We start from the raw sequence: 22,009 nt of genomic DNA on the forward strand, positions 1-22,009 counted from the left end.
GAGGTTAGAATCTATGGCTCGCTCACTTAAAAAAGGACCATTTGCAGATGCGCATTTACTGAAAAAAGTAGATGTTATGAACGCAGCAGGACAGAAACAGGTAATTAAGACCTGGTCTCGCCGTTCTACAATCTTTCCGCAGATGGTTGGACATACAATTGCAGTTCACGATGGCAGAAAGCACGTTCCGGTATATGTTACAGAGGATATGGTTGGACATAAGCTGGGTGAATTTGTTGCCACAAGAACCTACAGAGGACATGGTAAGGACGAGAAAAAATCAGGCCGTAAGTAGATAGAAGCAAACTCCTCCGGGCATTCTTCCGGATTCCCAGGGGCGTTTAAGTTGAAAGGAGGATTCACCAATGGCTAAGGGACATAGAAGCCAGATTAAAAGAGAAAGAAATGCCGTGAAGGACACCAGACCATCAGCAAAGTTATCCTATGCTAGGGTTTCTGTTCAGAAAGCATGCTTCGTATTAGATGCCATCAGAGGCAAAGACGTTATGACAGCACTTGGTATTGTGACGTACAATCCCAGATATGCTTCTACTTTAATCGAGAAAATATTAAAATCAGCAGTTGCTAACGCTGAGAATAACAATGGTATGGACCCTGCAAAACTTTATGTAGAGGAATGCTTTGCAAACAAGGGACCGACAATGAAAAGAGTAAAACCGAGAGCACAGGGCCGCGCTTACAGGATCGAAAAGAGAATGAGCCACATCACCATCGTGCTTAATGAAAGATAAGGAGGCAAATAATGGGACAGAAAGTTAATCCACACGGCTTAAGAGTCGGTGTTATTAAAGACTGGAACTCAAAATGGTATGCTGAAGCTGATTTCGCAGATAACCTGGTTGAAGATTATGCGATCAGAAAGTTCCTTAAGAAGAAATTATACAGCGCTGGCATTTCTGATATTGAAATTGAGAGAGCATCTGACCGTGTGAAAGTTATAATTCACACTGCAAAACCGGGTGTTGTTATCGGTAAGGGCGGATCTGAGATTGAAAAAGTAAAAGCTGAAGTTCAGAAGCTTACAGATAAAAAGTTATTTGTTGACATCAAGGAAATCAAAAGACCTGATAAAGACGCTCAGTTAGTAGCTGAATCCATCGCACAGCAGTTAGAAAACCGTGTATCCTTCCGCCGGGCTATGAAGTCCACCATGGGCCGTTCCATGAAGTCTGGCATAAAGGGCATCAAGACTGCAGTTGCAGGACGTCTTGGCGGTGCTGATATGGCTCGTACTGAGTTCTACAGCGAAGGAACCATTCCGTTACAGACACTTAGAGCAGATATTGACTATGGTTTCGCTGAAGCAGATACAACCTTCGGTAAGATCGGTGTTAAGGTATGGATCTACAATGGCGAAATACTTCCAACTAAAGGAAACAAGGAAGGGAGCGGAAAATAATGTTAATGCCTAAAAGAGTTAAACGTCGTAAACAGTTCCGTGGATCCATGGCTGGTAAAGCGTTAAGAGGCAATACCATCAGCAACGGTGAGTTTGGTTTAGTTTCCATGGAACCATGCTGGATTAAATCTAACCAGATTGAGGCTGCCCGTGTTGCAATGACCCGTTATATCAAGCGTGGCGGTAAAGTCTGGATCAAGATTTTCCCGGATAAACCTGTAACAGCAAAACCAGCAGAAACCCGTATGGGTTCCGGTAAGGGCGCTCTGGAATACTGGGTAGCAGTAGTAAAGCCAGGCCGTGTATTATTCGAAATCGCTGGAGTACCTGAAGAAACAGCACGTGAAGCATTACGTCTTGCTATGCATAAGTTACCGTGCAAGTGTAAGATTGCTGCTAAAGCAGATTTAGAAGGCGGTGAATGACAGTGAAAATTGATAAGTATGTTGAAGAATTAAAAGGTAAATCAGCTGCAGAACTGAATGAAGAATTAGTAGCTGCAAAGAAAGAACTTTTCAACTTAAGATTCCAGAACGCGACCAACCAGCTTGACAACACAAGCAGGATTAAAGAGGTACGCAAGAACATTGCCAGAATTCAGACTGTTATAACTGAGAAGGCTAAATTAGCTTAAGTTGCGGTTTTTAAAAAAACACGACACACACGAGCGTGTGTAAACTTATAGATTCGGCCGCCAGGGCCAAAACTCGAAAGGAGAATACCGAACGTGGAAAGAAATCTTAGAAAAACCCGTACTGGTAAGGTTGTGAGCAGCAAGATGGATAAGACCATCGTTGTAGCGATTGAAGACCATGTAGAACATCCTTTATACGGCAAGATCGTAAAAAGAACGTATAAATTAAAAGCCCATGATGAGAAAAACGATTGCAATATGGGCGATACAGTAAAAGTAATGGAAACAAGACCGTTGTCAAAAGACAAGAGATGGAGACTTGTTGAGATTATCGAAAGAGCGAAATAATTTATTTCCAGGAAGGAGTAACAGGTATGATTCAGCAGGAAACCAGATTAAGGGTTGCCGACAATACCGGTGCAAAAGAGATTCTTTGTATCCGTGTTATGGGCGGCTCTACAAGAAGATATGCTAATATTGGTGATGTTATCGTTGCCAGCGTAAAAGATGCAACGCCTGGTGGTGTTGTTAAAAAGGGCGACGTTGTAAAGGCCGTTGTTGTACGCACCGTTAAGGGCGCACGACGCAAAGACGGTTCTTATATCAAGTTCGATGAGAATGCTGCCGTAATTATCAAAGATGACAAGACTCCAAAAGGAACTCGTATCTTTGGACCGGTTGCCAGAGAGTTAAGAGAGAAGCAGTTTATGAAGATTGTTTCCTTAGCTCCGGAAGTATTATAAGGAGGTGTCGGACTGTGCATAAAATTAAAAGAGACGACCTGGTAAAGGTTATCGCAGGAAAAGATAAAGACAAACAGGGCAAGATTCTTCACATAGATACGAAGAATAACAGAGTGGTAGTGGAAGGTATTAACATGATTACAAAGCATGTGAAACCAGGCGCAGGCAACCCACAGGGTGGTATTGTTCAGAAGGAAGCTGCACTTGATATCTCTAATGTAATGCTTGTTGTTGACGGAAAAGCAACCAGAGTTGGTTTTGAGATAAAAGACGGCAAAAAAGTCCGCGTTGCAAAAGCAACCGGTAAAGTAATTGATTAATTCGGAGAGGAGGAATAAAAATTGGCTAGATTAAAAGAGATATACCAGACAGAGATCGTAGAAGGTATGGTCAAGAAATTTGGATATAAGAACGTCATGGAAGTGCCGAAGTTAAATAAGATCGTCATCAATATGGGTATTGGTGAAGCAAAGGAAAATGCCAAGATTTTAGACTCTGCAGTAAGAGATTTAGAAATCATCTCCGGTCAGAAGGCAGTCTTAACAAAGGCTAAAAAATCAGTTGCTAACTTCAAAATCAGAGAAGGTATGCCAATCGGCTGCAAAGTAACCTTACGCGGCCAGAGAATGTATGAATTTGCTGATCGTCTGATCAACCTTGCACTTCCTCGTGTACGTGACTTCAGAGGTGTAAATCCTAACGCATTTGACGGCAGAGGGAACTACGCTCTTGGCATCAAGGAACAGCTTATTTTCCCTGAGATTGAGTACGATAAAGTTGACAAGGTAAGAGGTATGGACGTAATTTTCGTTACTACCGCTAAGACAGACGAAGAAGCCCGTGAACTTTTGACATTATTCAATATGCCATTTGCAAAATAGTAGGAGGAATAATCCATGGCAAAGACTTCAATGAAGATCAAACAGCAGAGACCTGCAAAATTCTCTTCAAGAGAATACAATCGTTGCAGAATCTGTGGTCGTCCACATGCTTATTTAAGAAAATACGGAATCTGCAGAATCTGCTTCCGTGAATTAGCATACAAGGGTCAGATCCCAGGCGTTAGAAAAGCAAGCTGGTAAAATAAGGAAGGAGGCAATTTCAAAATGACTATGAGCGATCCAATCGCAGATATGCTTACAAGAATCCGTAATGCAAATACTGCAAAACATGATACAGTAGATGTACCTTCATCTAAGATGAAATTAGCTATTGCTGATATCCTTGTAAAAGAGGGCTACATTAAAAAATATGATGTCGTAGAAGACGGTGCATTCCAGACCATCAGGATCACCTTAAAATACGGTAAAGATAAAAATGAGAAAATCATCACAGGTATTAAGAGAATCTCCAAGCCAGGTTTACGTGTATACGCAAACAAGGAAGAATTACCAAGAGTACTTGGCGGTTTAGGAACTGCTATCATCTCCACCAACCAGGGCGTTGTTACCGATAAGGAAGCGCGCACCATTGGCATCGGCGGAGAAGTATTGGCGTTTGTTTGGTAATTAAAGGAAACATCTGAAAACAGAAGAAGCTCTGCGCTTCTTCCGAAAATTTAAGGAGGTAGACGGCATGTCACGTATAGGAAGAATGCCTATCGCGGTTCCGGCAGGCGTAACTGTTGCAATCGCAGAAAATAACAAAGTGACTGTAAAAGGTCCTAAGGGAACTCTTGAAAGAGTGTTGCCATCTGAGATGACAATCAAAGAAGAAGATGGTCATATCGTTGTTACAAGACCTAATGATTTAAAGAAAATGAAATCCTTACACGGTCTGACAAGAACATTAGTAAACAACATGGTCGTTGGTGTTACCAACGGTTATGAGAAGAAACTGGAAATTAATGGTGTTGGCTACAGAGCACAGAAGCAGGGCAAGAAACTGGTTCTTTCTCTTGGCTATTCCCACCCGGTAGAGATGGAAGACCCGGAAGGCGTCGAAGCTACCATGGAAGGACAGAACGTCATCATTATTAAAGGTATCGATAAAGAAAAAGTTGGCCAGTACGCTGCTGAAATCAGAGATAAGAGAAGACCTGAACCGTATAAGGGCAAGGGTATCAAGTATGCTGACGAAGTGATCAGACGTAAAGTTGGTAAGACTGGTAAGAAATAATTAAGGAGAGTGTAAAGATGGTTAGCAAACAGTCAAGAAGCGAAGTTCGCGTTAAAAAGCACAACAGAATACGTAACCGTTTTGCAGGCACTGCAGAAAGACCGCGTTTAGCTGTGTTTAGAAGCAATAATCATGTGTATGCTCAAATTATTGACGATACAGTTGGTAAGACTTTAGTCACTGCTTCTACAGTAGAAAAAGAAGTAAAGGCAGAATTAGAGAAAACTAACAACGTTGATGCTGCAGCATATGTAGGTACCGTAGTAGCAAAGAGAGCCCTTGAAAAAGGAATTAAGGGAGTTGTCTTTGACAGAGGCGGTTTTATATATCATGGTAAAATTCAGGCATTAGCAGACGCAGCAAGAGAAGCTGGTCTGGAATTTTAAGTAGAGAGGAGAATGACAACGTGAAACGTACTATTTTTGATGCAAATCAGTTAGAATTAAACGACAGAGTAGTTGCTATCAAGCGTGTATCTAAAACCGTTAAGGGTGGACGTACCATGAGATTCTCTGCTTTAGTAGTCGTGGGTGATGGCAATGGCCACGTAGGTGCTGGTCTTGGCAAAGCCGGTGAAGTTCCAGAAGCAATCCGTAAAGGAAAAGAGGCTGCCGTTAAGAATATGGTTGCAGTTCCCATCGATGAGAACAGCAGCATTCCTCATGACCTGATCGGCAAATTCGGAAGTGCATCCGTACTTCTTAAGAGAGCTAACGAAGGTACAGGAGTTATCGCAGGAGGCCCTGCACGTGCAGTTTTAGAGCTTGCAGGTGTTAAGAATATCCATTCAAAGTCTTTAGGTTCCAATAATAAGACTAACGTAGTTCTTGCTACCATTGAAGGATTGACTAAGTTAAAGACTCCTGAAGAAGTTGCAAAGCTTCGCGGCAAAACTGTAGAAGAGATTTTAGGCTAAGGAGGATAAGAAGATGGCAGATAAATTAAAAGTCACATTGGTGAAATCCCCGATCGGCGCAGTTCCGAAGCACAAAGCAACCGTTGAAGCATTAGGCTTAAAGAAGCTTCACAAGACAGTTGAGATGCCGGACAATGGCGCAGTAAGAGGTATGATCGCCAACGTACGTCATTTAGTAAAAGTTGAAGAGATTTAAGAGAATACAGTAAGGAGGTGCAAGCGATGGATTTATCAAATTTACAGCCTGCGTTAGGTTCCAAACACAGCGACAACTTTAGAAGAGGCCGCGGACATGGTTCAGGAAACGGCAAGACAGCAGGTAAGGGTCATAAGGGACAGAAAGCACGTTCCGGTGCAACCAGACCAGGTTTTGAAGGCGGTCAGATGCCTTTATACAGACGTATTCCTAAGAGAGGCTTTACAAATAGAAATACAAAAATAATTATCGGTATCAATGTAGGCGCTTTAGAGTGCTTTGACAATGGTGCAGTTATTACTGTTGAAACTTTATTAGAGAGCGGTATTGTAAAGAATCCGCGTGACGGTGTTAAGATCCTTGGAAATGGAGAATTAACCAAAAAGCTTACAGTAAAGGTAGATGCTTTCAGCGAAGGCGCAAAAACCAAAATCGAGGCTTTAGGTGGAACCTGCGAGGTGATCTAATATGTTAAAAACACTCCGTAATGCATTCAAGATCAAGGACGTAAGAAAGAAACTCATCTTTACGTTCCTGATGCTGGTGGTTACTAGGATTGGTTCTCAATTGCCGATTCCAGGAGTTGAAACAAGCTTCTTTAAAGATTTTTTTGCTCGGCAGAATAACGATGCGTTTGGATTCTTCAACGCTATGACAGGTAGCTCCTTTACCAACATGTCCGTATTTGCCTTAAGCATTACCCCTTACATCACATCTTCCATCATCATGCAGCTTTTGACGATAGCGATTCCAAAGCTTGAGGAAATGCAGCGAGATGGGGAAGATGGAAGAAAAAAGATTGCAGAATACACCCGTTACGTAACAGTTGGTCTGGCTTTAATCGAGTCCGTCGCTATGGCGATCGGATTCGGCGGCCAGGGTCTGTTAAGAGAATTTAACGTATTAAGTATTATCATTGCTGTTGCAACTATGACGGCAGGTAGTGCTCTTCTGATGTGGATCGGTGAGCGTATTACGGAAAAAGGTGTGGGAAACGGTATTTCCATTGTCCTGACCTTTAACATTATTTCCAGCTTTCCGTCCGATGCGTCAACCTTATATACCAGATTCATGTCTGGAAAGTCGGTTGCCGTAGCAGCAGTTGCCGGCATTATTATCGTCGCTGTTATCATAGCGATAGTTGTATTTGTTGTTATCCTTCAGAATGGTGAGAGAAGAATTCCTGTGCAGTATTCTAAAAAGATGCAGGGACGGAAGATGGTCGGCGGTCAAGCCACCAACATTCCGTTAAAGGTGAATACGGCCGGCGTTATCCCGGTTATCTTCGCTTCCTCCATTATGTCGTTCCCGGTAGTGATTTCCCAGTTCTTTGGGGCTAGGATCGACTACAACAGCATTGGAGGCCACATTTTATCGGCGCTGAATTCTTCCAGCTGGTTTAAACCGGAGAGACCGTTATATACCATTGGTCTGCTTGTATACGTGGCACTTATCATTATATTCGCTTATTTTTATACATCAATTACGTTTAACCCGCTTGAAGTTGCGAATAACATGAAAAAGTCCGGTGGTTTTATCCCGGGTATCCGCCCAGGAAAACCAACCAGTGATTATCTCAATTCTATTTTGAACTATATCGTATTTATAGGCGCATGCGGCTTGACGATCATCTGTATCATTCCTATCATGGTTTCCGGCATATTCAGTGTAAGCCGTTTATCCTTTGGAGGTACATCCTTAATCATCATTGTCAGCGTAGTTTTAGAAACGTTGAAGGCGATTGAATCTCAGATGCTTGTGCGCTATTATAAAGGCTTTTTAAACGATTAGAGGACAAACCAAGAGAAACACGCACGGCGTGTTTCTCTTGGAATTTGTGTTATTTACGCGAGCAATGAGCCGGGTGATCATGCTTGTACGTTCATTCGGCGACTGCCGCGATAATTATAAGAAACACACAAAGCGTGTTTCTTATAGTTGACCTTATAGATGCAAGGGAGGGACTGTATATGAGAATTATCATGTTAGGTGCTCCTGGTGCCGGCAAAGGTACCCAGGCAAAAAAAATTGCTGAAAAGTATCAGATTCCCCACATTTCTACTGGAGATATTTTCCGCTCCAATATTAAAGAAGGAACAGAGTTAGGCAGGAAGGCAAAGGAATACATGGATCAGGGCGCTCTTGTGCCGGATGAACTGACCATTGGCATGCTGATGGACCGTATTCAGAATGATGACTGTGTAAACGGATACGTGCTGGATGGTTTTCCAAGAACCATTCCCCAGGCGGAAAGCCTTAAAAAGGCGCTTTCTGAGATGGGACAGAAGATTGACTTTGCGATTAATGTGGAAGTACCGGATGAGATAATTATAGGCAGAATGGCAGGCCGACGTGCTTGTATTGCCTGTGGAGCTACATATCATATTGTGTATAATCCAAGCAGGGTTCCCGATGTATGCGACGTGTGCGGTGCAGAGCTTGTTCTGCGGGATGATGATAAGCCGGAGACCGTTAAAAAGCGTTTGTCGGTCTACCATGATCAGACAAAGCCTCTGATCGAATATTATAAGGAAGCTGGTGTACTGGTGAATATTGATGGAACACAGGAATTAAATAAGGTGTTTACGGACATCGCTGTCCTATTAGGAGCATAGTTTATGTCAGTTACGATTAAATCTGCAAGAGAGATAGAACTTATGAGAGAGGCGGGAAAGATTCTTTGTAAAACTCACGAAGAGCTTTCAAAAGCCTTGAAGCCGGGGATGACAACCTGGGATATTGATCATCTGGGAGAAGAAATCATAAGGAGCTACGGCTGTACGCCTTCATTCCTGAACTATAATGGTTATCCTGCCTCTATCTGCGTTTCTGTAAACGATGAAGTGGTTCATGGGATTCCAAATAAGAAACGGGTTTTAATGGAGGGCGATATCGTGAGCCTGGATGCCGGGGTTATTTACAAAGGATATCATTCCGATGCGGCAAGGACTTACGGAATCGGGGAGATCACTCCTTTCGCAGGGCAGCTCATAGAAGTGACAAGACAATGTTTCTTTGAAGGGATTAAATTTGCAAAATCTGGCAATCATCTGAATGATATATCTGTCGCAATCCAGACCCATGCGGAAAAATTTGGATTTGGAGTTGTCCGGGATCTGGTGGGCCATGGAATTGGCTCTCATCTCCATGAGGAGCCGGAGGTGCCGAACTTTGCACGGAAAAGGCGGGGAATCAAATTAAAGCCGGGAATGACCTTGGCCATCGAACCCATGATCAATGGGGGAACACCGGAGGTCGTATGGCTTGATGATGACTGGACCGTAGTAACAGAGGATGGAAGCCTTTCCGCCCATTATGAAAATACCGTATTGATTACGGAAGGTGAACCGGAGATTCTTAGTCTGGTTTCCCATGACCGCTGAGGAAATGCCCATGGAATTAAGTACCGGAGCATTGGTAAAGTCTGCGGCGGGACACGATAAAGGCGGTTATTTCCTCATATTGCGGGAGGTAGGCGAATATATATATCTGGTGGACGGAAAAAGCAGACGTTTAAACTGCCCGAAGAAGAAAAAGAAAAAGCATGTGGAACCCCTTTTATGGGAGAAACATTCTCCCGGACTGAAGATCCGGGAAAATAAATCAGTCACCGATGAAGAAATCAAACATTTTATCAGATGTTTCAAAAGAGAAGAACAGGTTGTTAGGAGGTAAGCTTTATGTCAAAAGCAGATGTTATTGAAATTGAAGGAACCGTTGTGGAGAAGCTTCCCAACGCCATGTTCCAGGTAGAACTGGAGAATGGCCATCAGGTACTTGCTCACATCAGCGGAAAACTTCGCATGAACTACATTCGTATTTTACCGGGAGATAAAGTGACCATTGAGATGTCCCCCTATGATTTAAGCAAGGGAAGAATCATCTGGAGAGACAAATAAGGTGCTGTTTCATAAAACACTGCCTGTTTCTTAAATGCGACACGCCAGGGTAAAGGGTTAATAAATATATAGGAAAAAGTGCTTGCATTTTAAAATAAACAGTGTTATAATGCTATAGCGACTTTGTTGAAATACTGGGTGTATTATGCCCTTATGGGCAGCACTGGTTTTACGATAAAACACACTGCGGGTATACTCAGAAGGCTCTTTCCAAAAAGAGCTCCATCGCCACCAGGCTCGTAAAAGAGCCGGCCGGGTGCGGGGGAGCGCTTTCGCGCGGAAACGTCCGAAAAAAGACGGCAAGTGCTTCATGTGAAAGGGCGCATAACGGAAAGGAGAATTGCTGTGAAGGTTAGATCATCAGTCAAACCAATTTGCGAAAAATGCAAAATCATAAAGAGAAAAGGCAGTATCAGAGTAATCTGTGAAAATCCTAAGCATAAGCAGAGACAAGGTTAAAAAAATTAATGGAGGTGTAATACACAAATGGCTCGTATTTCAGGTGTTGATTTACCAAGAGAAAAACGTGTTGAGATCGGCTTGACCTATATCTACGGTATCGGCAGAACAAGTTCAAACCGCATCCTGACAGAGGCTGGCGTTAGTCCTGATACTCGTGTTAAGGACTTGACAGACGACGAAGTAAAGAGAATTTCAACAGTAATTACTGATTCTCAGATTGTTGAAGGTGATTTACGTAGAGAGATCGCTATGAACATCAAGAGACTTCAGGAAATCGGATGCTACCGTGGAATCCGTCATAGAAAGAGCCTGCCAGTTCGTGGTCAGAAGACAAAGACCAACGCAAGAACTCGCAAGGGTCCTAGAAAGACTGTAGCAAACAAGAAGAAATAAGAATATCCACACCCAATAACAGCGAATCACGTTACATGTTTTAAAAACAGGAATAACAGGATTCAGATGCAAGTAAAAAGAAAGTAGGTTAGTTTAAAATGGCTAAAAAAATGTCCACTACTAAAAAAGTGACAAAAAAGCGCGTAAAGAAAAACGTTGAACGCGGACAAGCACATATCCAGTCATCTTTTAATAACACGATCGTGACATTAACAGATACACAGGGTAATGCATTATCCTGGGCAAGTGCTGGTGGTCTTGGCTTTAGAGGTTCAAGGAAATCTACTCCATATGCAGCTCAGATGGCGGCAGAAACTGCAACTAAGGCAGCTCTTATACATGGTTTAAAATCAGTAGACGTTATGGTTAAAGGTCCTGGTTCAGGCCGTGAAGCAGCTATTCGCGCACTTCAGGCATGCGGATTAGAGGTAACCAGCATTAAGGATGTAACCCCAGTTCCACATAACGGTTGTCGTCCACCAAAACGTAGAAGAGTCTAATTAGGAGGTAATTACAGTGGCAGTTGATAGAGTTCCTGTTCTTAAAAGATGTAGATCCCTTGGTCTTGATCCAATCTATTTAGGAATAGATAAAAAATCCAACAGAGAATTAAAAAGAGCTAACAGAAAGATGAGTGAGTACGGTATTCAGCTTAGAGAAAAGCAGAAAGCCAAATTCATCTACGGAGTTCTTGAGAAACCTTTCCGTAACTACTATGCCAAGGCTTCCAGAATGAATGGTCTTGTGGGTGAAAACCTGATGATCCTTCTGGAGAGAAGACTTGACAATGTAGTATTCCGTTTGGGATTCGGAAGAACAAGAAGAGAGACCAGACAGATGGTTGATCACAAGAGCATTCTTGTAAACGGCAAATGCGTAAACATTCCTTCCTATTTAATTAAGGCTGGAGATGTGATCGAAGTAAAAGAGAAGTGCAAAGCCAATGCAAGATTCAAAAGTGTTCAGGAAACAACCGCAGGACGTATGGTTCCGGCATGGCTTGATGTTGACCATGAGAATTTACGTGGTACTGTAAAAGAGTTACCAACAAGAGATGAGATTGATGTTCCGGTGAATGAAATGCTTATCGTCGAGTTGTACTCCAAATAATTGAAAGTCTGTTGATTGAAGCCGGCTTTCGCCCAGGGGGTGGCCCCTGGGCAAGGTTTGAGTATAAGACCCTCGATACAAAACACCCAAAAGGAGGGGCTATTAGTGTTCGATTTTGAAAAACCAAACATTGAGATTGCTGAAATCTCAGAAGACAAGAAATATGGCAAGTTTGTAGTTGAACCGCTTGAAAGAGGTTATGGCACGACTTTAGGAAATTCCTTAAGAAGAATCATGCTTTCTTCCTTACCGGGCGCTGCAGTCAGTCAGGTAAAAATCGACGGCGTGTTGCATGAATTCAGTTCTATTCCAGGAGTTAAGGAAGATGTGACTGAGATCATCATGAACATCAAGAGCTTATCTATTAAAAATAACAGCGATACCAACGAAGCTAAGGTTGCATACATTGAGTTTGAAGGCGAAGGCGTAATAACGGCTGCGGACATTCAGGCGGATCCGGATATTGAAGTTATGAACCCGGAGCAGATCATTGCAACCCTCAGCGGCGGTACGGACAGCAAGTTCTATATGGAACTTACTATCACCAAGGGCCGCGGCTATGTAAGCGCAGACAAGAATAAGAGTGAAGATTTACCGATTGGCGTGATTGCCGTTGATTCTATCTATACACCAGTCGAGCGCGTCAACATGACGGTAGAAAACACCCGAGTAGGTCAGGTTACCGATTACGATAAGCTGACATTAGATGTATTTACAAATGGTACTTCGGCACCGGATGAGGCGGTTAGCCTTGCCGCAAAGGTGCTCAGCGAGCACTTGAACCTGTTCATTGATTTATCTGAGAACGCCAAGACTGCAGAAGTCATGGTAGAAAAAGAGGATAATGAAAAGGAAAAGGTTCTGGAGATGAACATCGATGAACTGGAGCTTTCCGTCCGTTCATACAATTGTCTGAAGAGAGCCGGTATCAATACAGTAGAAGAATTATGTAACCGCACCTCTGAAGACATGATGAAGGTTCGTAACCTGGGCCGCAAGTCTTTAGAAGAAGTGCTGGCCAAATTAAAAGAGTTAGGTTTGCAGCTTAACCCAAGTGATGATGCCGGTGTATAACTGGACCGCTTGAAGTAGCTGATTTATGGAGATTAAGCGCCGGTACAGTAAGTCCGAAGAAGCATGTACCTGTGTTCCACAAATGGAGGAATATTAAAATGGCAGGATATAGAAAGCTGGGAAAAACTTCCAGCCAGAGAAAAGCATTAATCAGAAGTCAGGTAACTGCATTATTATATAATGGCAAAATCGTGACAACAGAGGCAAGAGCAAAAGAAATCCGCAAGGTGGCTGAAGGCCTCATCGCTTTAGCGGTAAAAGAGAAAGACAACTTTGAGACTGTTAAGGTTACCGCAAAGGTTGCACGTAAAGATAAAGACGGCAAGAGAGTAAAAGAAGTTGTAAACGGCAAGAAAGTTACCGTTTACGATGAAGTAGAGAAAGAGATCAAGAAAGACCTTCCTTCCAGACTTCACGCAAGAAGACAGATGTTAAAGGTTCTTTATGATGTAACAGAAGTTCCGGCAGAAGCTGCAGGAAGAAAGAAAAATACAAAATCTGTTGATCTGCCAAAAAAACTGTTTGAAGAAGTTGCACCAAAGTACGTATCCCGCAACGGTGGTTACACACGTATCGTAAAGATCGGCCAGCGTAAGGGTGACGGAGCTATGGCTGTGGTTCTTGAACTGGTATAAAGCACGAAAGCAATGAGCAGTGTTGAAGAGAGGTTCGATAAAATTTTCGTTGTGCTTGCACATAAGAAAGTTTTATCGAACCTTTCTTCATAGGGTAATGCCTGTGAGCTGGCAAATCCTACTATTTGCCAGCTCACGCTGCAGACTTATCCCGGTATAGGAGCATACTCTCTATGGGGATTTTTTGTTTTTCTGTTCATCCATACAGAAATGCAAGAATAAAGAAAGAATATCGTAAGTTGACGGATAATTGCTTTTAGGGATATAATGTCAGTAGAAGAAGTAGATGACTGTTTTGTCAAATTACGTTAATTTATAGTGGGAGGTTTTTTTTATGAGACACTTTAAACGGTTAGTTGCTTTGGCTTCTATGGTAAGCCTGTTGGGACTCAGCATCCCATTTGAATCCCTGGCTGCTGTAAAGACCATAACATCAGTGACCATTTACGCAGGATTGGAAGAGATTGCCTCAGGAGAGACTCTGCCAGCGGAGAGTAGTTTTAAAACGAATGAAGGAACAGGAAATTACGTTTATACCAATAACGACAGATACGAAGTGACGGATTTAGACTGGGTCACATCTGACAGCAAGGAAATGAAGGTTGGTTCCGAACCTAAGATGAAGGTGACTTTAAGAGCGACAAACTCCGATGATTATGCTTTTAAGGGCGGGTATCAGTCCAGCAACGTATCCATTAAGGGAGGAACCTATGTTTCTGCCAGCCGTTCAGGGTCGGACACTCTGTATGTCACATTTACTTTTAAGCCCATAAAGGGCACTTATGATTCACCGGAGGATGCTTATTGGAGAGAGTCCGGATATGGCAATGCCAAGTGGAGCTCTGTAGATAATACTTCAGGCGCCTATGATGTTTATTTATACCGGGGAAGCAATGTGGTAAAGAAGGTGGAGAAGCTAAAGGCCACCACGTACAATTTCTATCCTTATATGACAAAAGCGGGAACCTATAGCTTTAAAGTCCGTACTGTACCTTATACGGAAAGCGAGCAGAAGTATGGGAAGAACAGTGACTGGACAGAATCTGACGAAGTATATCTGCCCCAGGAAAAGGTATCAGATGGAAGCGGCCAGGATGACAACACTGCAGCAAACGGGCAGGTTGGATGGATTAAGACCGGAAACGTCTGGTATTACCGATATCCTGATGGAACCTATCAAAAGAACAACTGGGCTAAGATCAATAATAAGTGGTATTTATTTGATGCCAACGGCGGTATGGTGACTGGCTGGCAGCAGAGAAATAATGTATGGTATTTCATAAACAGCGATGGTACGATGACAACCGGCTGGGTTGTTTCTAATAACAAATGGTATTATCTAAATCCATCTACTACAAGCGGAGTAGAGGGGGCCATGAGCATTGGCTGGATCAATTACAATAATAAATGGTATTATACGGATTCCACCGGAGCCATGCAGGAAGGCTGGAAGCAGGTAGACGGAAACTGGTACTACTTCTATCCAGGTGAAGGCTCAAAAGCTGTCAATACCACGATCAGTGGTTTTCCGGTAGATGGCAACGGTATCTGGCGCAAGTAATAGCAGGAAAGGAAGTAGATATCAATGAAATGGATGCAGGGGAAAGGGAAGTGGCTGGTGCTTTTATGCGCCTTTATGGTTCTGGGAACAGGGATGACGGTCCCGGCTTCCGGAAGCTTGAAGATCCGCCTGGATCATGGGAGTAAGAGCAGTTGGACGGCAGGAATACAGGTTCCTGATGTAACTGTCAACTATTCTGAGGTAAGTCCGAAATGGAGCAAGGAGGAGGCAGACGATTGGGTTCCCGGTAAGAAGATCACCGGCACCATAACAGTGAACGGCACGTTTACCAGATCTGATTGCACGATTTATGGTGGAAGCCTGGTTTCAGTAAAGGCAGAAGACGGTGAAACCGAAATAAAGGTTTCCTACGTTCCGGTAGCAATGCTTGAAAGCCCGGAAAAGGCAGGTTGGAGCGACAGTGCAAAGACGAAGGCTTCCTGGAAAAAGGTTCCTTTTGCATCCAGGTATCAGGTGGTCCTCTATAAGGAAGGCGGCATCTGGATCAAAAGCCTGACCACCTCAACTACTTCTGTGGACCTTTTGCAATATATGGATGGAGGTTATAAATATTACTATACCGTAAAGGCAATCCTAAAAGATTCTTCTGAGGAAGATTATCTAAAAGAAGGAGAAGTGACTACCTCCGATGATTCTGTGGTTCAGGAACTGGGAGATACTTCGGGAACCTGGGCAGAGTATCAGAATGGAAAAAAGTACAGGGGTGAGGACGGTAATTACGTTGTCAGCCAATGGAAGATGGTCAGCGGAAAATGGTATTATTTTAACAAAGATGGCTACGCAGTTGCAGGCTGGCAGTTAATAGGCGACAAATGGTATTATATGGGAGCTAACGCCCAGATGATGACCGGCTGGCAGCAGATAAACGGAAAGTGGTATTATTTAAACGCTGACGGAGACATGGCTATCGGCTGGATCCAGCCTCAGCCTGGAAAGTGGTATTATCTCTATAGTGACGGCAGCCTGGCGGTGAATACGAAGGTCGACGGTATTTACCACATTGATGCTTCCGGACTTTGGGTTCCGTAATAAAAAAGGCACAGATGGCTGCATCTGTGTCTTTTTTTACCTCTATTGTATTTTACTTCATGTTCCTTTGAATGATAATTGTCGCGGTTATTGCCAGCGTAAGATATATGGTAAAAGATAAAATATACGGTGTAAAAGAATATATAGGGGCGAGGATAAAAATGAAAGGCTCCGAACACGAATGCACACACAGGAATCGGGAAAAGCAGCCATGCTCCTATCGTATAGTACTTTCCGGGCTTATTTATTCCCTGCTCTTGCACATCTGACATACTTAAGGGATGGAACACCGCAAAAGTCATGCAGCCAGCTAGCTGTACCAAAATCCCTAACCCTACAGGAATAAGAGTTTGCCAGGTCCGCCATCCGACGAATATGATGATCAAGCCTGCAAAGATAATTCCTAAAGAAATTATCTAGCAATCCACCAAACCAACCTTGAACTTCCGCAACTGTCAGTTGCGATCCATCTATTTGACCAAAACCATCTTAATTATACCATATTTTCAATTTTTCTCCCAGATACTCCATTTTACTGCCTTGCCGTACCCATGAATTTGCAAAAGATTTGCGCCGATGCTTGACTGTTATGAAATATTCATCTAAAATTATGTGGCATATGATTGTTCGAATTTATCAGAGAAAGGTCTGCTATGGGAATAATAAAAACTTCAAAGCTGATATATGACTATATCAGAAGAGATGAGGAAGAAAATATTGAAGAGATTAAACGTGCCATTGACGGTGTCAGTCTGGATATTAAGGCAGGGCAGTTTGTAGCCATTCTTGGACATAACGGTTCCGGTAAGTCTACCTTTGCAAAGCATCTGGATGCGATCCTGCTTCCAACGGATGGGACTGTGTGGATTCAGGGAATGGACACTTCTGTGGAAGAAAATTTGTGGGAAGTACGGAAAAGGACCGGAATGGTATTCCAGAACCCTGATAATCAGATCATCGGAAATATCGTGGAGGAAGATGTGGGGTTTGGCCCTGAAAACCTGGGCGTTCCTACGGAGGAGATATGGAAGCGGGTGAATGAGAGCCTGGAGAGTGTTGGAATGGCTGCATTTCGCTTAAAATCCCCGAACAGGCTGTCCGGAGGCCAGAAGCAAAGGGTTGCCATTGCCGGCGTTATGGCAATGCGGCCTCAGTGCATTGTCTTAGACGAGCCTACGGCCATGCTGGATCCTAACGGACGGAAGGAAGTTGTGAAAACGGTCAGGGAATTAAACAGGAAGGAAGGAATTACGGTCCTTCTGATCACCCACTATATGGAAGAGGTCATAGACGCGGACCGGGTCATTGTCATGGACAACGGTAAGGTGGTCATGGACGGAACTCCAAAAGAGATCTTTTCAAGGGTTGAGGAGCTTAAATCCTACCGCTTGGATGTTCCCCAGGTAACAGAGCTGGCCTATGAGCTTCAGAAGAATGGCGTGGACTTACCGGATGGGATACTGACACTGGAAGAACTGATGGAAAATCTTCTGCCAGAGTTCGCAGAGCGTTTTCCTGGAAAGGTAACTCTGGGGAATGGAGCAAAAGATGGCAATTAAAGCAGAGCATTTGAGTTATGTTTACGGGCCTGGAACAGCCTTTGAGCAGCGTGCGTTAAAGGATGTGGATCTGGAAATAAACGATGGGGAATTTGTTGGCCTTATCGGACACACAGGTTCCGGGAAATCTACCCTGATCCAGCATTTGAACGGATTGATGAAAGCCACTGACGGCACCATCTGTTATAATGGAAGAAACATTTATGAGGAAGGATACAATTTGCGGGCCTTAAGAAGTAAGGTAGGGCTTGTATTCCAGTATCCGGAGCATCAGCTTTTTGAGATCAATGTGTTTACGGATGTTTGCTTCGGGCCAAAGAATCAGGGGCTTTCAAGGAAGGATGCCGAGACGCGGGCAAGGGAAGCACTCACCATGGTAGGGCTTGATGAAAGCTTTTATGCCCGTTCGCCCTTTGAGCTTTCCGGCGGACAGAAAAGGCGGGTAGCCATCGCAGGTGTACTGGCCATGAAGCCGGAGGTGCTCATACTGGATGAGCCTACTGCAGGCCTTGACCCAAGGGGAAGGGACGAGATCTTAGACCAGATTGAGCGGCTTCACAAGGAGAGGAATATGACCATTATTCTGGTTTCTCACAGCATGGAGGACATCGCCCGGTATGTGGATCGGATTCTGGTTATGAATCACGGGGAAAAGGTGTTTGATGATACTCCGAAGGAAGTATTCAAGCACTATAAGGAGCTGGAAGCCATCGGCCTTGCGGCGCCTCAGATCACCTATGTGGTCCATTCGCTGCGGGATCACGGAGTCCCTGTTGATGATAACATTACAACCGTAGAAGAAGCCAGAGACGAAATTTTACGGCTTCTTGGAAAATAGGTCGGGAGATATTATGCTGAAAGATATTACATTAGGGCAGTATTATCCGGTGGACTCAAAGCTGCACAGGCTGGATCCCCGGACAAAGCTGTTTGGGACTATGGTTTTCATCATATCCCTTTTTATTGCAAATGATATATGGGCGTATTTGATCGCCACTTTTTTTCTTATCGCAGCGATCCGATTAAGTCAGGTTCCTTTTAAGTTCATGGTACGCGGGTTAAAGGCGATTGTGTTTCTCTTGCTCATCAGTGTCAGCTTTAATCTGTTCCTGACTCCGGGAGAGCCGATCTTCCAACTGGGATTTTTGAAATTGACAAAGGAAGGTGTGAAAACGGCGGGCCTCATGGGAGTCCGGCTCATTTACCTGGTGGTTGGCTCTTCCATCATGACCCTTACCACCACACCAAACCAGCTGACCGATGGCCTGGAAAAGAGTCTGGGATTTTTAAAGAAAGTGGGAGTTCCGGTCCATGAGGTATCTATGATGATGTCCATTGCCTTAAGATTCATTCCCATCCTTGTAGAAGAAACTGATAAGATCATGAAGGCACAGATGGCAAGGGGTGCTGATTTTGAAACAGGAAATCTGATCCAGAAAGCAAAAAATATGATTCCCCTTCTGGTTCCCTTATTTATCTCTGCATTCCGCCGCGCAACGGATCTGGCAATGGCTATGGAAGCCAGATGCTACCGGGGCGGGGAGGGAAGAACTAAAATGAAGCCGCTCCGGTATGGAAAACAGGACGGGATCGCCTATCTGGTGTTTCTGGTATATCTGGCCGCTATCGCAGGACTTCGAATCATGGGATAAGGTTCCCATAATATAGGAGGATGTATGAAACGGGTTAAAATGATTGCGGCCTATGACGGAACCAATTACTGCGGCTGGCAGATCCAGAATAACGGAATCACCATTGAAGAAGTTCTTAATAAGGAGCTGACTTGTCTTTTAAAGGAGCCTATAACCGTAATCGGGGCAAGCAGAACCGATTCCGGGGTTCACTCTGAGGGAAATGTGGCGGTTTTTGATACGGAAAACCGGATGCCTGCCGACAAAATAAGCTTTGCCTTAAACCAGAGGCTGCCGGATGATATCCGGATCCTGCAGTCTGAGGAGGTAGCGCCGGATTATCATCCGAGAAAGCAAAACTGTGTTAAAACCTATGAATATAAAATCATGAACAGGAAAATCGAAGTACCTACCATGAGGCTTTACAGCTATTTCTGTTACATTCCCCTTGATGTGGAACAAATGCGGGAAGGCGGGGCTTACCTGGTGGGAGAACATGATTTTAAAAGCTTCTGTACGGCCCGTGGACAGGCGGAAGAAACCGTACGTACCATTTATAGCCTGGACATCGAAAAGAGCGGGGATCTCATTACAATCCGCATCAAGGGAAGCGGTTTCCTGTACAACATGGTACGGATCATCGCCGGGACGCTAATGAAGGTCGGCATGGGAGCGTATCCGCCGGCTCATGTGGAAGAAATCCTCGATGCCAGGGACCGGAAGGTGGCCGGGCCAAAGGCTGCGGCAAAAGGACTTACTCTGGTAAGCCTTGATTATGAAAGGTCACTTAAGAAACAGATCCAGGGAGAGAATAAGGAATGGAGCTATACTCTTTTTCAGGATAAGATTGTTTCGGAAGGAAAAGCCTGGCTTCATATTCACCGGTGCAGGGAAGAGGACTTTCAAAGGCTTTTGATACGTGTGGTCCATCAGGCGGTGCAAAACGGTGCTAAAACCATTTTTGTACGGGACGAGGAGAAGGACGGAAGGATCATTTTAGGAAAGCCCTATGGATTTTATATTTTTCAGGCTAATCCTGAGAACCAGGAGTGGTGCATAACGCAAAAATAAGCCGAAAAATTTTGATTTGTGCTGCAACGAGCGAAGTGAATGTGCTTGCATATCTATTTGGCAACTGCCGCAGCAACATGAAGAGGCTCGCATAGCGTATTTCTTCATGTATTATGGGAAAAGAGGTTGACACATCCGGCTGAATGTAATATAATGTATAACTGTGACGTTAGACGAAAATGTTCAGCCAAAGCCCCGGAGTGAGCATTTTGTAATATAGTTATGCTTAAAAACACCATAATTTACAGGAGGTAGTCCAATGAAGACTTTTATGGCTAGTCCAGCAACAATTGAAAGAAAATGGTACGTAGTTGACGCTACAGGATATACATTAGGACGTTTGGCTTCAGAAGTAGCTAAAGTATTAAGAGGTAAAAATAAACCGATCTACACACCGCATATGGATTGCGGCGATTATGTGATCGTTGTAAATGCAGATAAGATTACCGTAACCGGTAAGAAATTAGATCAGAAGATCTACTACAACCACTCTGAATATGTCGGTGGTATGAAGGAAACAACTTTAAGAGAAATGATGGCTAAGAAGCCTGAAAGAGTTATTGAACTGGCTGTTAAGGGTATGCTTCCAAAGGGACCTTTAGGAAGAAGTATGATAACAAAACTTCACGCATATGCAGGTGCAGAGCATAGTCATGCAGCTCAGAAACCAGAAGTTTTAGAATTCAAATTTTAATCAGAGGTGCTGAAAGGAGGAAGTTATCATGGCTAATGCAAAATTTTACGGAACAGGTAGAAGAAAAAAGTCTATCGCTAGAGTATATTTAGTACCAGGTACAGGTAAGGTAACCATCAATAAGAGAGATATTGACCAGTATTTGGGTCTTGAAACATTAAAGCTTGTTGTTCGTCAGCCGTTAGTTGCTACAGAGACAGTTGATAAGTTTGACGTTCTTGTAAACGTTCACGGCGGTGGATTTACTGGACAGGCCGGTGCGATCAGACACGGTATCTCAAGAGCATTGCTTCAGGCAGATGCAGAGTATCGCCCGATTCTTAAGAAGGCAGGCTTCTTAACAAGAGATCCAAGAATGAAAGAAAGAAAGAAGTACGGCTTAAAGGCAGCTCGTCGTGCTCCACAGTTCTCAAAGAGATAATAAGAAATTTAATAAGAGAAATAGTAGAACCCTTGAAAATGCGATATTTTCAAGGGTTTTTTATATTTTCAACAATAATGAAATAGCTTGAAAATGTATCAAATCTTCTTCGTAACTGACAAGTAGCTAACACATAACTAGCAAATAGAAAGGGTATGTGAAATAGGCGATAAAAATTGAAATAGCAAAAATGTAGATTGTATGAAGACACTGATTATGATAGGATGAGCACAAGGACAATCGTGTTACAGGGTGTGTTGACCTCATTCTAAAAGAATGGGGGTGATGCCTATGAAAAATCATTTTGATTTTAAGGATTTAATGACCTTTGGTCTATTCCTTTTGGCATTACTTACATTCGTTTTTACGTTTTGTAAGTAGCTATACATAGCAAAAACCACCCTATAAACTTTGGACGGTTA

35 protein-coding genes are annotated in these 22,009 nt (G+C 43.4%); all 35 read left to right on the forward strand.

The window, feature by feature from the left end:
- Positions 1–13: 13 nt before the first annotated feature.
- The gene (rpsS, locus tag AC27IJ_RS01340; RefSeq protein ID WP_013274336.1) at positions 14–295 is read left to right on the forward strand and encodes a 30S ribosomal protein S19; all 282 of its coding nucleotides are present in this window, start codon (positions 14–16) and stop codon (positions 293–295) included.
- A 70-nt stretch (positions 296–365) separates the two neighbouring features.
- Positions 366–752 carry a 50S ribosomal protein L22 gene (gene rplV, locus AC27IJ_RS01345; protein WP_312445935.1) on the forward strand — a complete coding sequence of 129 codons (387 nt, stop codon included), beginning with the start codon at positions 366–368 and terminating at the stop codon, positions 750–752.
- Positions 753–763: 11 nt separating this feature from the next.
- Complete coding sequence (gene rpsC, locus AC27IJ_RS01350; RefSeq protein WP_312445936.1) at positions 764–1,420, forward strand: 30S ribosomal protein S3; 657 nt, start codon at positions 764–766, stop codon at positions 1,418–1,420.
- A complete protein-coding gene (rplP, locus tag AC27IJ_RS01355; protein WP_089995526.1) occupies positions 1,420–1,845 on the forward strand; it encodes a 50S ribosomal protein L16 in 426 nt (141 codons plus the stop codon). Before rpsC ends, rplP begins: the two co-directional genes overlap by 1 nt.
- Before the next feature lie 2 nt (positions 1,846–1,847).
- Positions 1,848–2,054 carry a 50S ribosomal protein L29 gene (gene rpmC / locus AC27IJ_RS01360; protein ID WP_312446116.1) on the forward strand — a complete coding sequence of 69 codons (207 nt, stop codon included), beginning with the start codon at positions 1,848–1,850 and terminating at the stop codon, positions 2,052–2,054.
- 93 nt (positions 2,055–2,147) lie between these two features.
- Complete coding sequence (gene rpsQ, locus AC27IJ_RS01365) at positions 2,148–2,402, forward strand: 30S ribosomal protein S17 (RefSeq protein ID WP_313153063.1); 255 nt, start codon at positions 2,148–2,150, stop codon at positions 2,400–2,402.
- A 26-nt stretch (positions 2,403–2,428) separates the two neighbouring features.
- Entirely contained in the window at positions 2,429–2,797 is a 369-nt protein-coding gene (gene rplN / locus AC27IJ_RS01370; protein WP_024291900.1) for a 50S ribosomal protein L14, read from the forward strand.
- A 14-nt stretch (positions 2,798–2,811) separates the two neighbouring features.
- The gene (rplX, locus tag AC27IJ_RS01375) at positions 2,812–3,117 is read left to right on the forward strand and encodes a 50S ribosomal protein L24 (protein ID WP_312445940.1); all 306 of its coding nucleotides are present in this window, start codon (positions 2,812–2,814) and stop codon (positions 3,115–3,117) included.
- Positions 3,118–3,138: 21 nt separating this feature from the next.
- The gene (gene rplE, locus AC27IJ_RS01380) at positions 3,139–3,678 is read left to right on the forward strand and encodes a 50S ribosomal protein L5 (protein ID WP_312445942.1); all 540 of its coding nucleotides are present in this window, start codon (positions 3,139–3,141) and stop codon (positions 3,676–3,678) included.
- A gap of 15 nt (positions 3,679–3,693) precedes the next feature.
- Entirely contained in the window at positions 3,694–3,879 is a 186-nt protein-coding gene (locus AC27IJ_RS01385; protein ID WP_124066982.1) for a type Z 30S ribosomal protein S14, read from the forward strand.
- A gap of 24 nt (positions 3,880–3,903) precedes the next feature.
- Positions 3,904–4,305, forward strand: coding sequence for a 30S ribosomal protein S8 (gene rpsH / locus AC27IJ_RS01390; RefSeq protein ID WP_312445945.1), 402 nt, complete (start codon positions 3,904–3,906; stop codon positions 4,303–4,305).
- Positions 4,306–4,372: 67 nt separating this feature from the next.
- On the forward strand, positions 4,373–4,915 hold the full coding sequence (rplF, locus tag AC27IJ_RS01395) for a 50S ribosomal protein L6 (protein ID WP_312445946.1): 543 nt from the start codon (positions 4,373–4,375) through the stop codon (positions 4,913–4,915).
- Between the two features lie 17 nt (positions 4,916–4,932).
- Entirely contained in the window at positions 4,933–5,301 is a 369-nt protein-coding gene (gene rplR / locus AC27IJ_RS01400; protein WP_312445947.1) for a 50S ribosomal protein L18, read from the forward strand.
- A 20-nt stretch (positions 5,302–5,321) separates the two neighbouring features.
- Complete coding sequence (gene rpsE, locus AC27IJ_RS01405; RefSeq protein ID WP_312445949.1) at positions 5,322–5,831, forward strand: 30S ribosomal protein S5; 510 nt, start codon at positions 5,322–5,324, stop codon at positions 5,829–5,831.
- Between the two features lie 13 nt (positions 5,832–5,844).
- The gene (gene rpmD / locus AC27IJ_RS01410; protein WP_312445951.1) at positions 5,845–6,027 is read left to right on the forward strand and encodes a 50S ribosomal protein L30; all 183 of its coding nucleotides are present in this window, start codon (positions 5,845–5,847) and stop codon (positions 6,025–6,027) included.
- A 26-nt stretch (positions 6,028–6,053) separates the two neighbouring features.
- Positions 6,054–6,494, forward strand: a complete 441-nt coding sequence (gene rplO / locus AC27IJ_RS01415; RefSeq protein ID WP_312445953.1) for a 50S ribosomal protein L15 — start codon at positions 6,054–6,056, stop codon at positions 6,492–6,494.
- 1 nt (position 6,495) lies between these two features.
- On the forward strand, positions 6,496–7,818 hold the full coding sequence (gene secY, locus AC27IJ_RS01420) for a preprotein translocase subunit SecY (RefSeq protein WP_312445955.1): 1,323 nt from the start codon (positions 6,496–6,498) through the stop codon (positions 7,816–7,818).
- Between the two features lie 179 nt (positions 7,819–7,997).
- Positions 7,998–8,642, forward strand: a complete 645-nt coding sequence (locus tag AC27IJ_RS01425; protein WP_312445957.1) for an adenylate kinase — start codon at positions 7,998–8,000, stop codon at positions 8,640–8,642.
- A gap of 3 nt (positions 8,643–8,645) precedes the next feature.
- The gene (gene map, locus AC27IJ_RS01430) at positions 8,646–9,410 is read left to right on the forward strand and encodes a type I methionyl aminopeptidase (RefSeq protein WP_312445960.1); all 765 of its coding nucleotides are present in this window, start codon (positions 8,646–8,648) and stop codon (positions 9,408–9,410) included.
- Between the two features lie 10 nt (positions 9,411–9,420).
- Entirely contained in the window at positions 9,421–9,702 is a 282-nt protein-coding gene (locus AC27IJ_RS01435) for a KOW domain-containing RNA-binding protein (RefSeq protein ID WP_487147279.1), read from the forward strand.
- A gap of 5 nt (positions 9,703–9,707) precedes the next feature.
- Positions 9,708–9,926, forward strand: a complete 219-nt coding sequence (infA, locus tag AC27IJ_RS01440; RefSeq protein WP_013274317.1) for a translation initiation factor IF-1 — start codon at positions 9,708–9,710, stop codon at positions 9,924–9,926.
- A gap of 345 nt (positions 9,927–10,271) precedes the next feature.
- Positions 10,272–10,385 carry a 50S ribosomal protein L36 gene (gene rpmJ / locus AC27IJ_RS01445; protein ID WP_003497809.1) on the forward strand — a complete coding sequence of 38 codons (114 nt, stop codon included), beginning with the start codon at positions 10,272–10,274 and terminating at the stop codon, positions 10,383–10,385.
- A 27-nt stretch (positions 10,386–10,412) separates the two neighbouring features.
- On the forward strand, positions 10,413–10,781 hold the full coding sequence (rpsM, locus tag AC27IJ_RS01450) for a 30S ribosomal protein S13 (RefSeq protein WP_312445964.1): 369 nt from the start codon (positions 10,413–10,415) through the stop codon (positions 10,779–10,781).
- 98 nt (positions 10,782–10,879) lie between these two features.
- Complete coding sequence (gene rpsK / locus AC27IJ_RS01455; RefSeq protein ID WP_120196334.1) at positions 10,880–11,281, forward strand: 30S ribosomal protein S11; 402 nt, start codon at positions 10,880–10,882, stop codon at positions 11,279–11,281.
- Positions 11,282–11,297: 16 nt separating this feature from the next.
- Positions 11,298–11,891 (forward strand): 30S ribosomal protein S4, encoded by a 594-nt coding sequence (gene rpsD, locus AC27IJ_RS01460; protein ID WP_312445966.1) that lies wholly within the window; start codon positions 11,298–11,300, stop codon positions 11,889–11,891.
- 105 nt (positions 11,892–11,996) lie between these two features.
- Positions 11,997–12,965, forward strand: coding sequence for a DNA-directed RNA polymerase subunit alpha (locus tag AC27IJ_RS01465; protein ID WP_025231347.1), 969 nt, complete (start codon positions 11,997–11,999; stop codon positions 12,963–12,965).
- A 98-nt stretch (positions 12,966–13,063) separates the two neighbouring features.
- Entirely contained in the window at positions 13,064–13,600 is a 537-nt protein-coding gene (locus AC27IJ_RS01470; RefSeq protein ID WP_312445968.1) for a bL17 family ribosomal protein, read from the forward strand.
- Between the two features lie 334 nt (positions 13,601–13,934).
- The gene (locus AC27IJ_RS01475) at positions 13,935–15,161 is read left to right on the forward strand and encodes an N-acetylmuramoyl-L-alanine amidase family protein (RefSeq protein WP_312445970.1); all 1,227 of its coding nucleotides are present in this window, start codon (positions 13,935–13,937) and stop codon (positions 15,159–15,161) included.
- A gap of 24 nt (positions 15,162–15,185) precedes the next feature.
- Complete coding sequence (locus AC27IJ_RS01480) at positions 15,186–16,211, forward strand: N-acetylmuramoyl-L-alanine amidase family protein (protein ID WP_312445971.1); 1,026 nt, start codon at positions 15,186–15,188, stop codon at positions 16,209–16,211.
- 653 nt (positions 16,212–16,864) lie between these two features.
- Entirely contained in the window at positions 16,865–17,770 is a 906-nt protein-coding gene (locus AC27IJ_RS01485) for an energy-coupling factor transporter ATPase (protein WP_312445973.1), read from the forward strand.
- Positions 17,760–18,608: an energy-coupling factor transporter ATPase gene (locus AC27IJ_RS01490; protein ID WP_312445975.1), complete on the forward strand. Its 849-nt coding sequence runs from the start codon at positions 17,760–17,762 to the stop codon at positions 18,606–18,608. The genes AC27IJ_RS01485 and AC27IJ_RS01490 overlap by 11 nt, the downstream gene beginning before the upstream one ends.
- A 13-nt stretch (positions 18,609–18,621) precedes the next feature.
- Complete coding sequence (locus AC27IJ_RS01495; RefSeq protein ID WP_312445977.1) at positions 18,622–19,422, forward strand: energy-coupling factor transporter transmembrane component T family protein; 801 nt, start codon at positions 18,622–18,624, stop codon at positions 19,420–19,422.
- Positions 19,423–19,446: 24 nt separating this feature from the next.
- Positions 19,447–20,472: a tRNA pseudouridine(38-40) synthase TruA gene (gene truA / locus AC27IJ_RS01500; protein WP_312504194.1), complete on the forward strand. Its 1,026-nt coding sequence runs from the start codon at positions 19,447–19,449 to the stop codon at positions 20,470–20,472.
- A gap of 259 nt (positions 20,473–20,731) precedes the next feature.
- Positions 20,732–21,166, forward strand: a complete 435-nt coding sequence (gene rplM / locus AC27IJ_RS01505; RefSeq protein WP_312445979.1) for a 50S ribosomal protein L13 — start codon at positions 20,732–20,734, stop codon at positions 21,164–21,166.
- 28 nt (positions 21,167–21,194) lie between these two features.
- A complete protein-coding gene (rpsI, locus tag AC27IJ_RS01510) occupies positions 21,195–21,587 on the forward strand; it encodes a 30S ribosomal protein S9 (RefSeq protein ID WP_312445981.1) in 393 nt (130 codons plus the stop codon).
- Positions 21,588–22,009 lie beyond the last annotated feature (422 nt).

The sequence above is a fragment of the Lacrimispora sp. YZC11 genome (assembly GCF_057543815.1).

What these genes read in the sequence shown, in the direction of transcription:
- rplR (WP_312445947.1), top strand. Translation starts at nt 4,933, where the DNA reads ATGGTTAGCAAACAGTCAAGAAGCGAAGTTCGCGTTAAAAAGCACAAC.
- AC27IJ_RS01475 (WP_312445970.1), top strand. Translation starts at nt 13,935, where the DNA reads ATGAGACACTTTAAACGGTTAGTTGCTTTGGCTTCTATGGTAAGCCTG.
- rplM (WP_312445979.1), top strand. Translation starts at nt 20,732, where the DNA reads ATGAAGACTTTTATGGCTAGTCCAGCAACAATTGAAAGAAAATGGTAC.
- AC27IJ_RS01485 (WP_312445973.1), top strand. Translation starts at nt 16,865, where the DNA reads ATGGGAATAATAAAAACTTCAAAGCTGATATATGACTATATCAGAAGA.
- rpsI (WP_312445981.1), top strand. Translation starts at nt 21,195, where the DNA reads ATGGCTAATGCAAAATTTTACGGAACAGGTAGAAGAAAAAAGTCTATC.
- AC27IJ_RS01495 (WP_312445977.1), top strand. Translation starts at nt 18,622, where the DNA reads ATGCTGAAAGATATTACATTAGGGCAGTATTATCCGGTGGACTCAAAG.
- AC27IJ_RS01470 (WP_312445968.1), top strand. Translation starts at nt 13,064, where the DNA reads ATGGCAGGATATAGAAAGCTGGGAAAAACTTCCAGCCAGAGAAAAGCA.
- rplV (WP_312445935.1), top strand. Translation starts at nt 366, where the DNA reads ATGGCTAAGGGACATAGAAGCCAGATTAAAAGAGAAAGAAATGCCGTG.
- infA (WP_013274317.1), top strand. Translation starts at nt 9,708, where the DNA reads ATGTCAAAAGCAGATGTTATTGAAATTGAAGGAACCGTTGTGGAGAAG.
- rpsC (WP_312445936.1), top strand. Translation starts at nt 764, where the DNA reads ATGGGACAGAAAGTTAATCCACACGGCTTAAGAGTCGGTGTTATTAAA.
- map (WP_312445960.1), top strand. Translation starts at nt 8,646, where the DNA reads ATGTCAGTTACGATTAAATCTGCAAGAGAGATAGAACTTATGAGAGAG.
- rplO (WP_312445953.1), top strand. Translation starts at nt 6,054, where the DNA reads ATGGATTTATCAAATTTACAGCCTGCGTTAGGTTCCAAACACAGCGAC.
- rpsM (WP_312445964.1), top strand. Translation starts at nt 10,413, where the DNA reads ATGGCTCGTATTTCAGGTGTTGATTTACCAAGAGAAAAACGTGTTGAG.
- rpmD (WP_312445951.1), top strand. Translation starts at nt 5,845, where the DNA reads ATGGCAGATAAATTAAAAGTCACATTGGTGAAATCCCCGATCGGCGCA.
- truA (WP_312504194.1), top strand. Translation starts at nt 19,447, where the DNA reads ATGAAACGGGTTAAAATGATTGCGGCCTATGACGGAACCAATTACTGC.
- AC27IJ_RS01385 (WP_124066982.1), top strand. Translation starts at nt 3,694, where the DNA reads ATGGCAAAGACTTCAATGAAGATCAAACAGCAGAGACCTGCAAAATTC.
- rpsS (WP_013274336.1), top strand. Translation starts at nt 14, where the DNA reads ATGGCTCGCTCACTTAAAAAAGGACCATTTGCAGATGCGCATTTACTG.
- AC27IJ_RS01425 (WP_312445957.1), top strand. Translation starts at nt 7,998, where the DNA reads ATGAGAATTATCATGTTAGGTGCTCCTGGTGCCGGCAAAGGTACCCAG.
- rpsK (WP_120196334.1), top strand. Translation starts at nt 10,880, where the DNA reads ATGGCTAAAAAAATGTCCACTACTAAAAAAGTGACAAAAAAGCGCGTA.
- rplP (WP_089995526.1), top strand. Translation starts at nt 1,420, where the DNA reads ATGTTAATGCCTAAAAGAGTTAAACGTCGTAAACAGTTCCGTGGATCC.
- rplN (WP_024291900.1), top strand. Translation starts at nt 2,429, where the DNA reads ATGATTCAGCAGGAAACCAGATTAAGGGTTGCCGACAATACCGGTGCA.
- AC27IJ_RS01480 (WP_312445971.1), top strand. Translation starts at nt 15,186, where the DNA reads ATGAAATGGATGCAGGGGAAAGGGAAGTGGCTGGTGCTTTTATGCGCC.
- rplF (WP_312445946.1), top strand. Translation starts at nt 4,373, where the DNA reads ATGTCACGTATAGGAAGAATGCCTATCGCGGTTCCGGCAGGCGTAACT.
- AC27IJ_RS01435 (WP_487147279.1), top strand. Translation starts at nt 9,421, where the DNA reads ATGGAATTAAGTACCGGAGCATTGGTAAAGTCTGCGGCGGGACACGAT.
- secY (WP_312445955.1), top strand. Translation starts at nt 6,496, where the DNA reads ATGTTAAAAACACTCCGTAATGCATTCAAGATCAAGGACGTAAGAAAG.
- AC27IJ_RS01490 (WP_312445975.1), top strand. Translation starts at nt 17,760, where the DNA reads ATGGCAATTAAAGCAGAGCATTTGAGTTATGTTTACGGGCCTGGAACA.
- rpsH (WP_312445945.1), top strand. Translation starts at nt 3,904, where the DNA reads ATGACTATGAGCGATCCAATCGCAGATATGCTTACAAGAATCCGTAAT.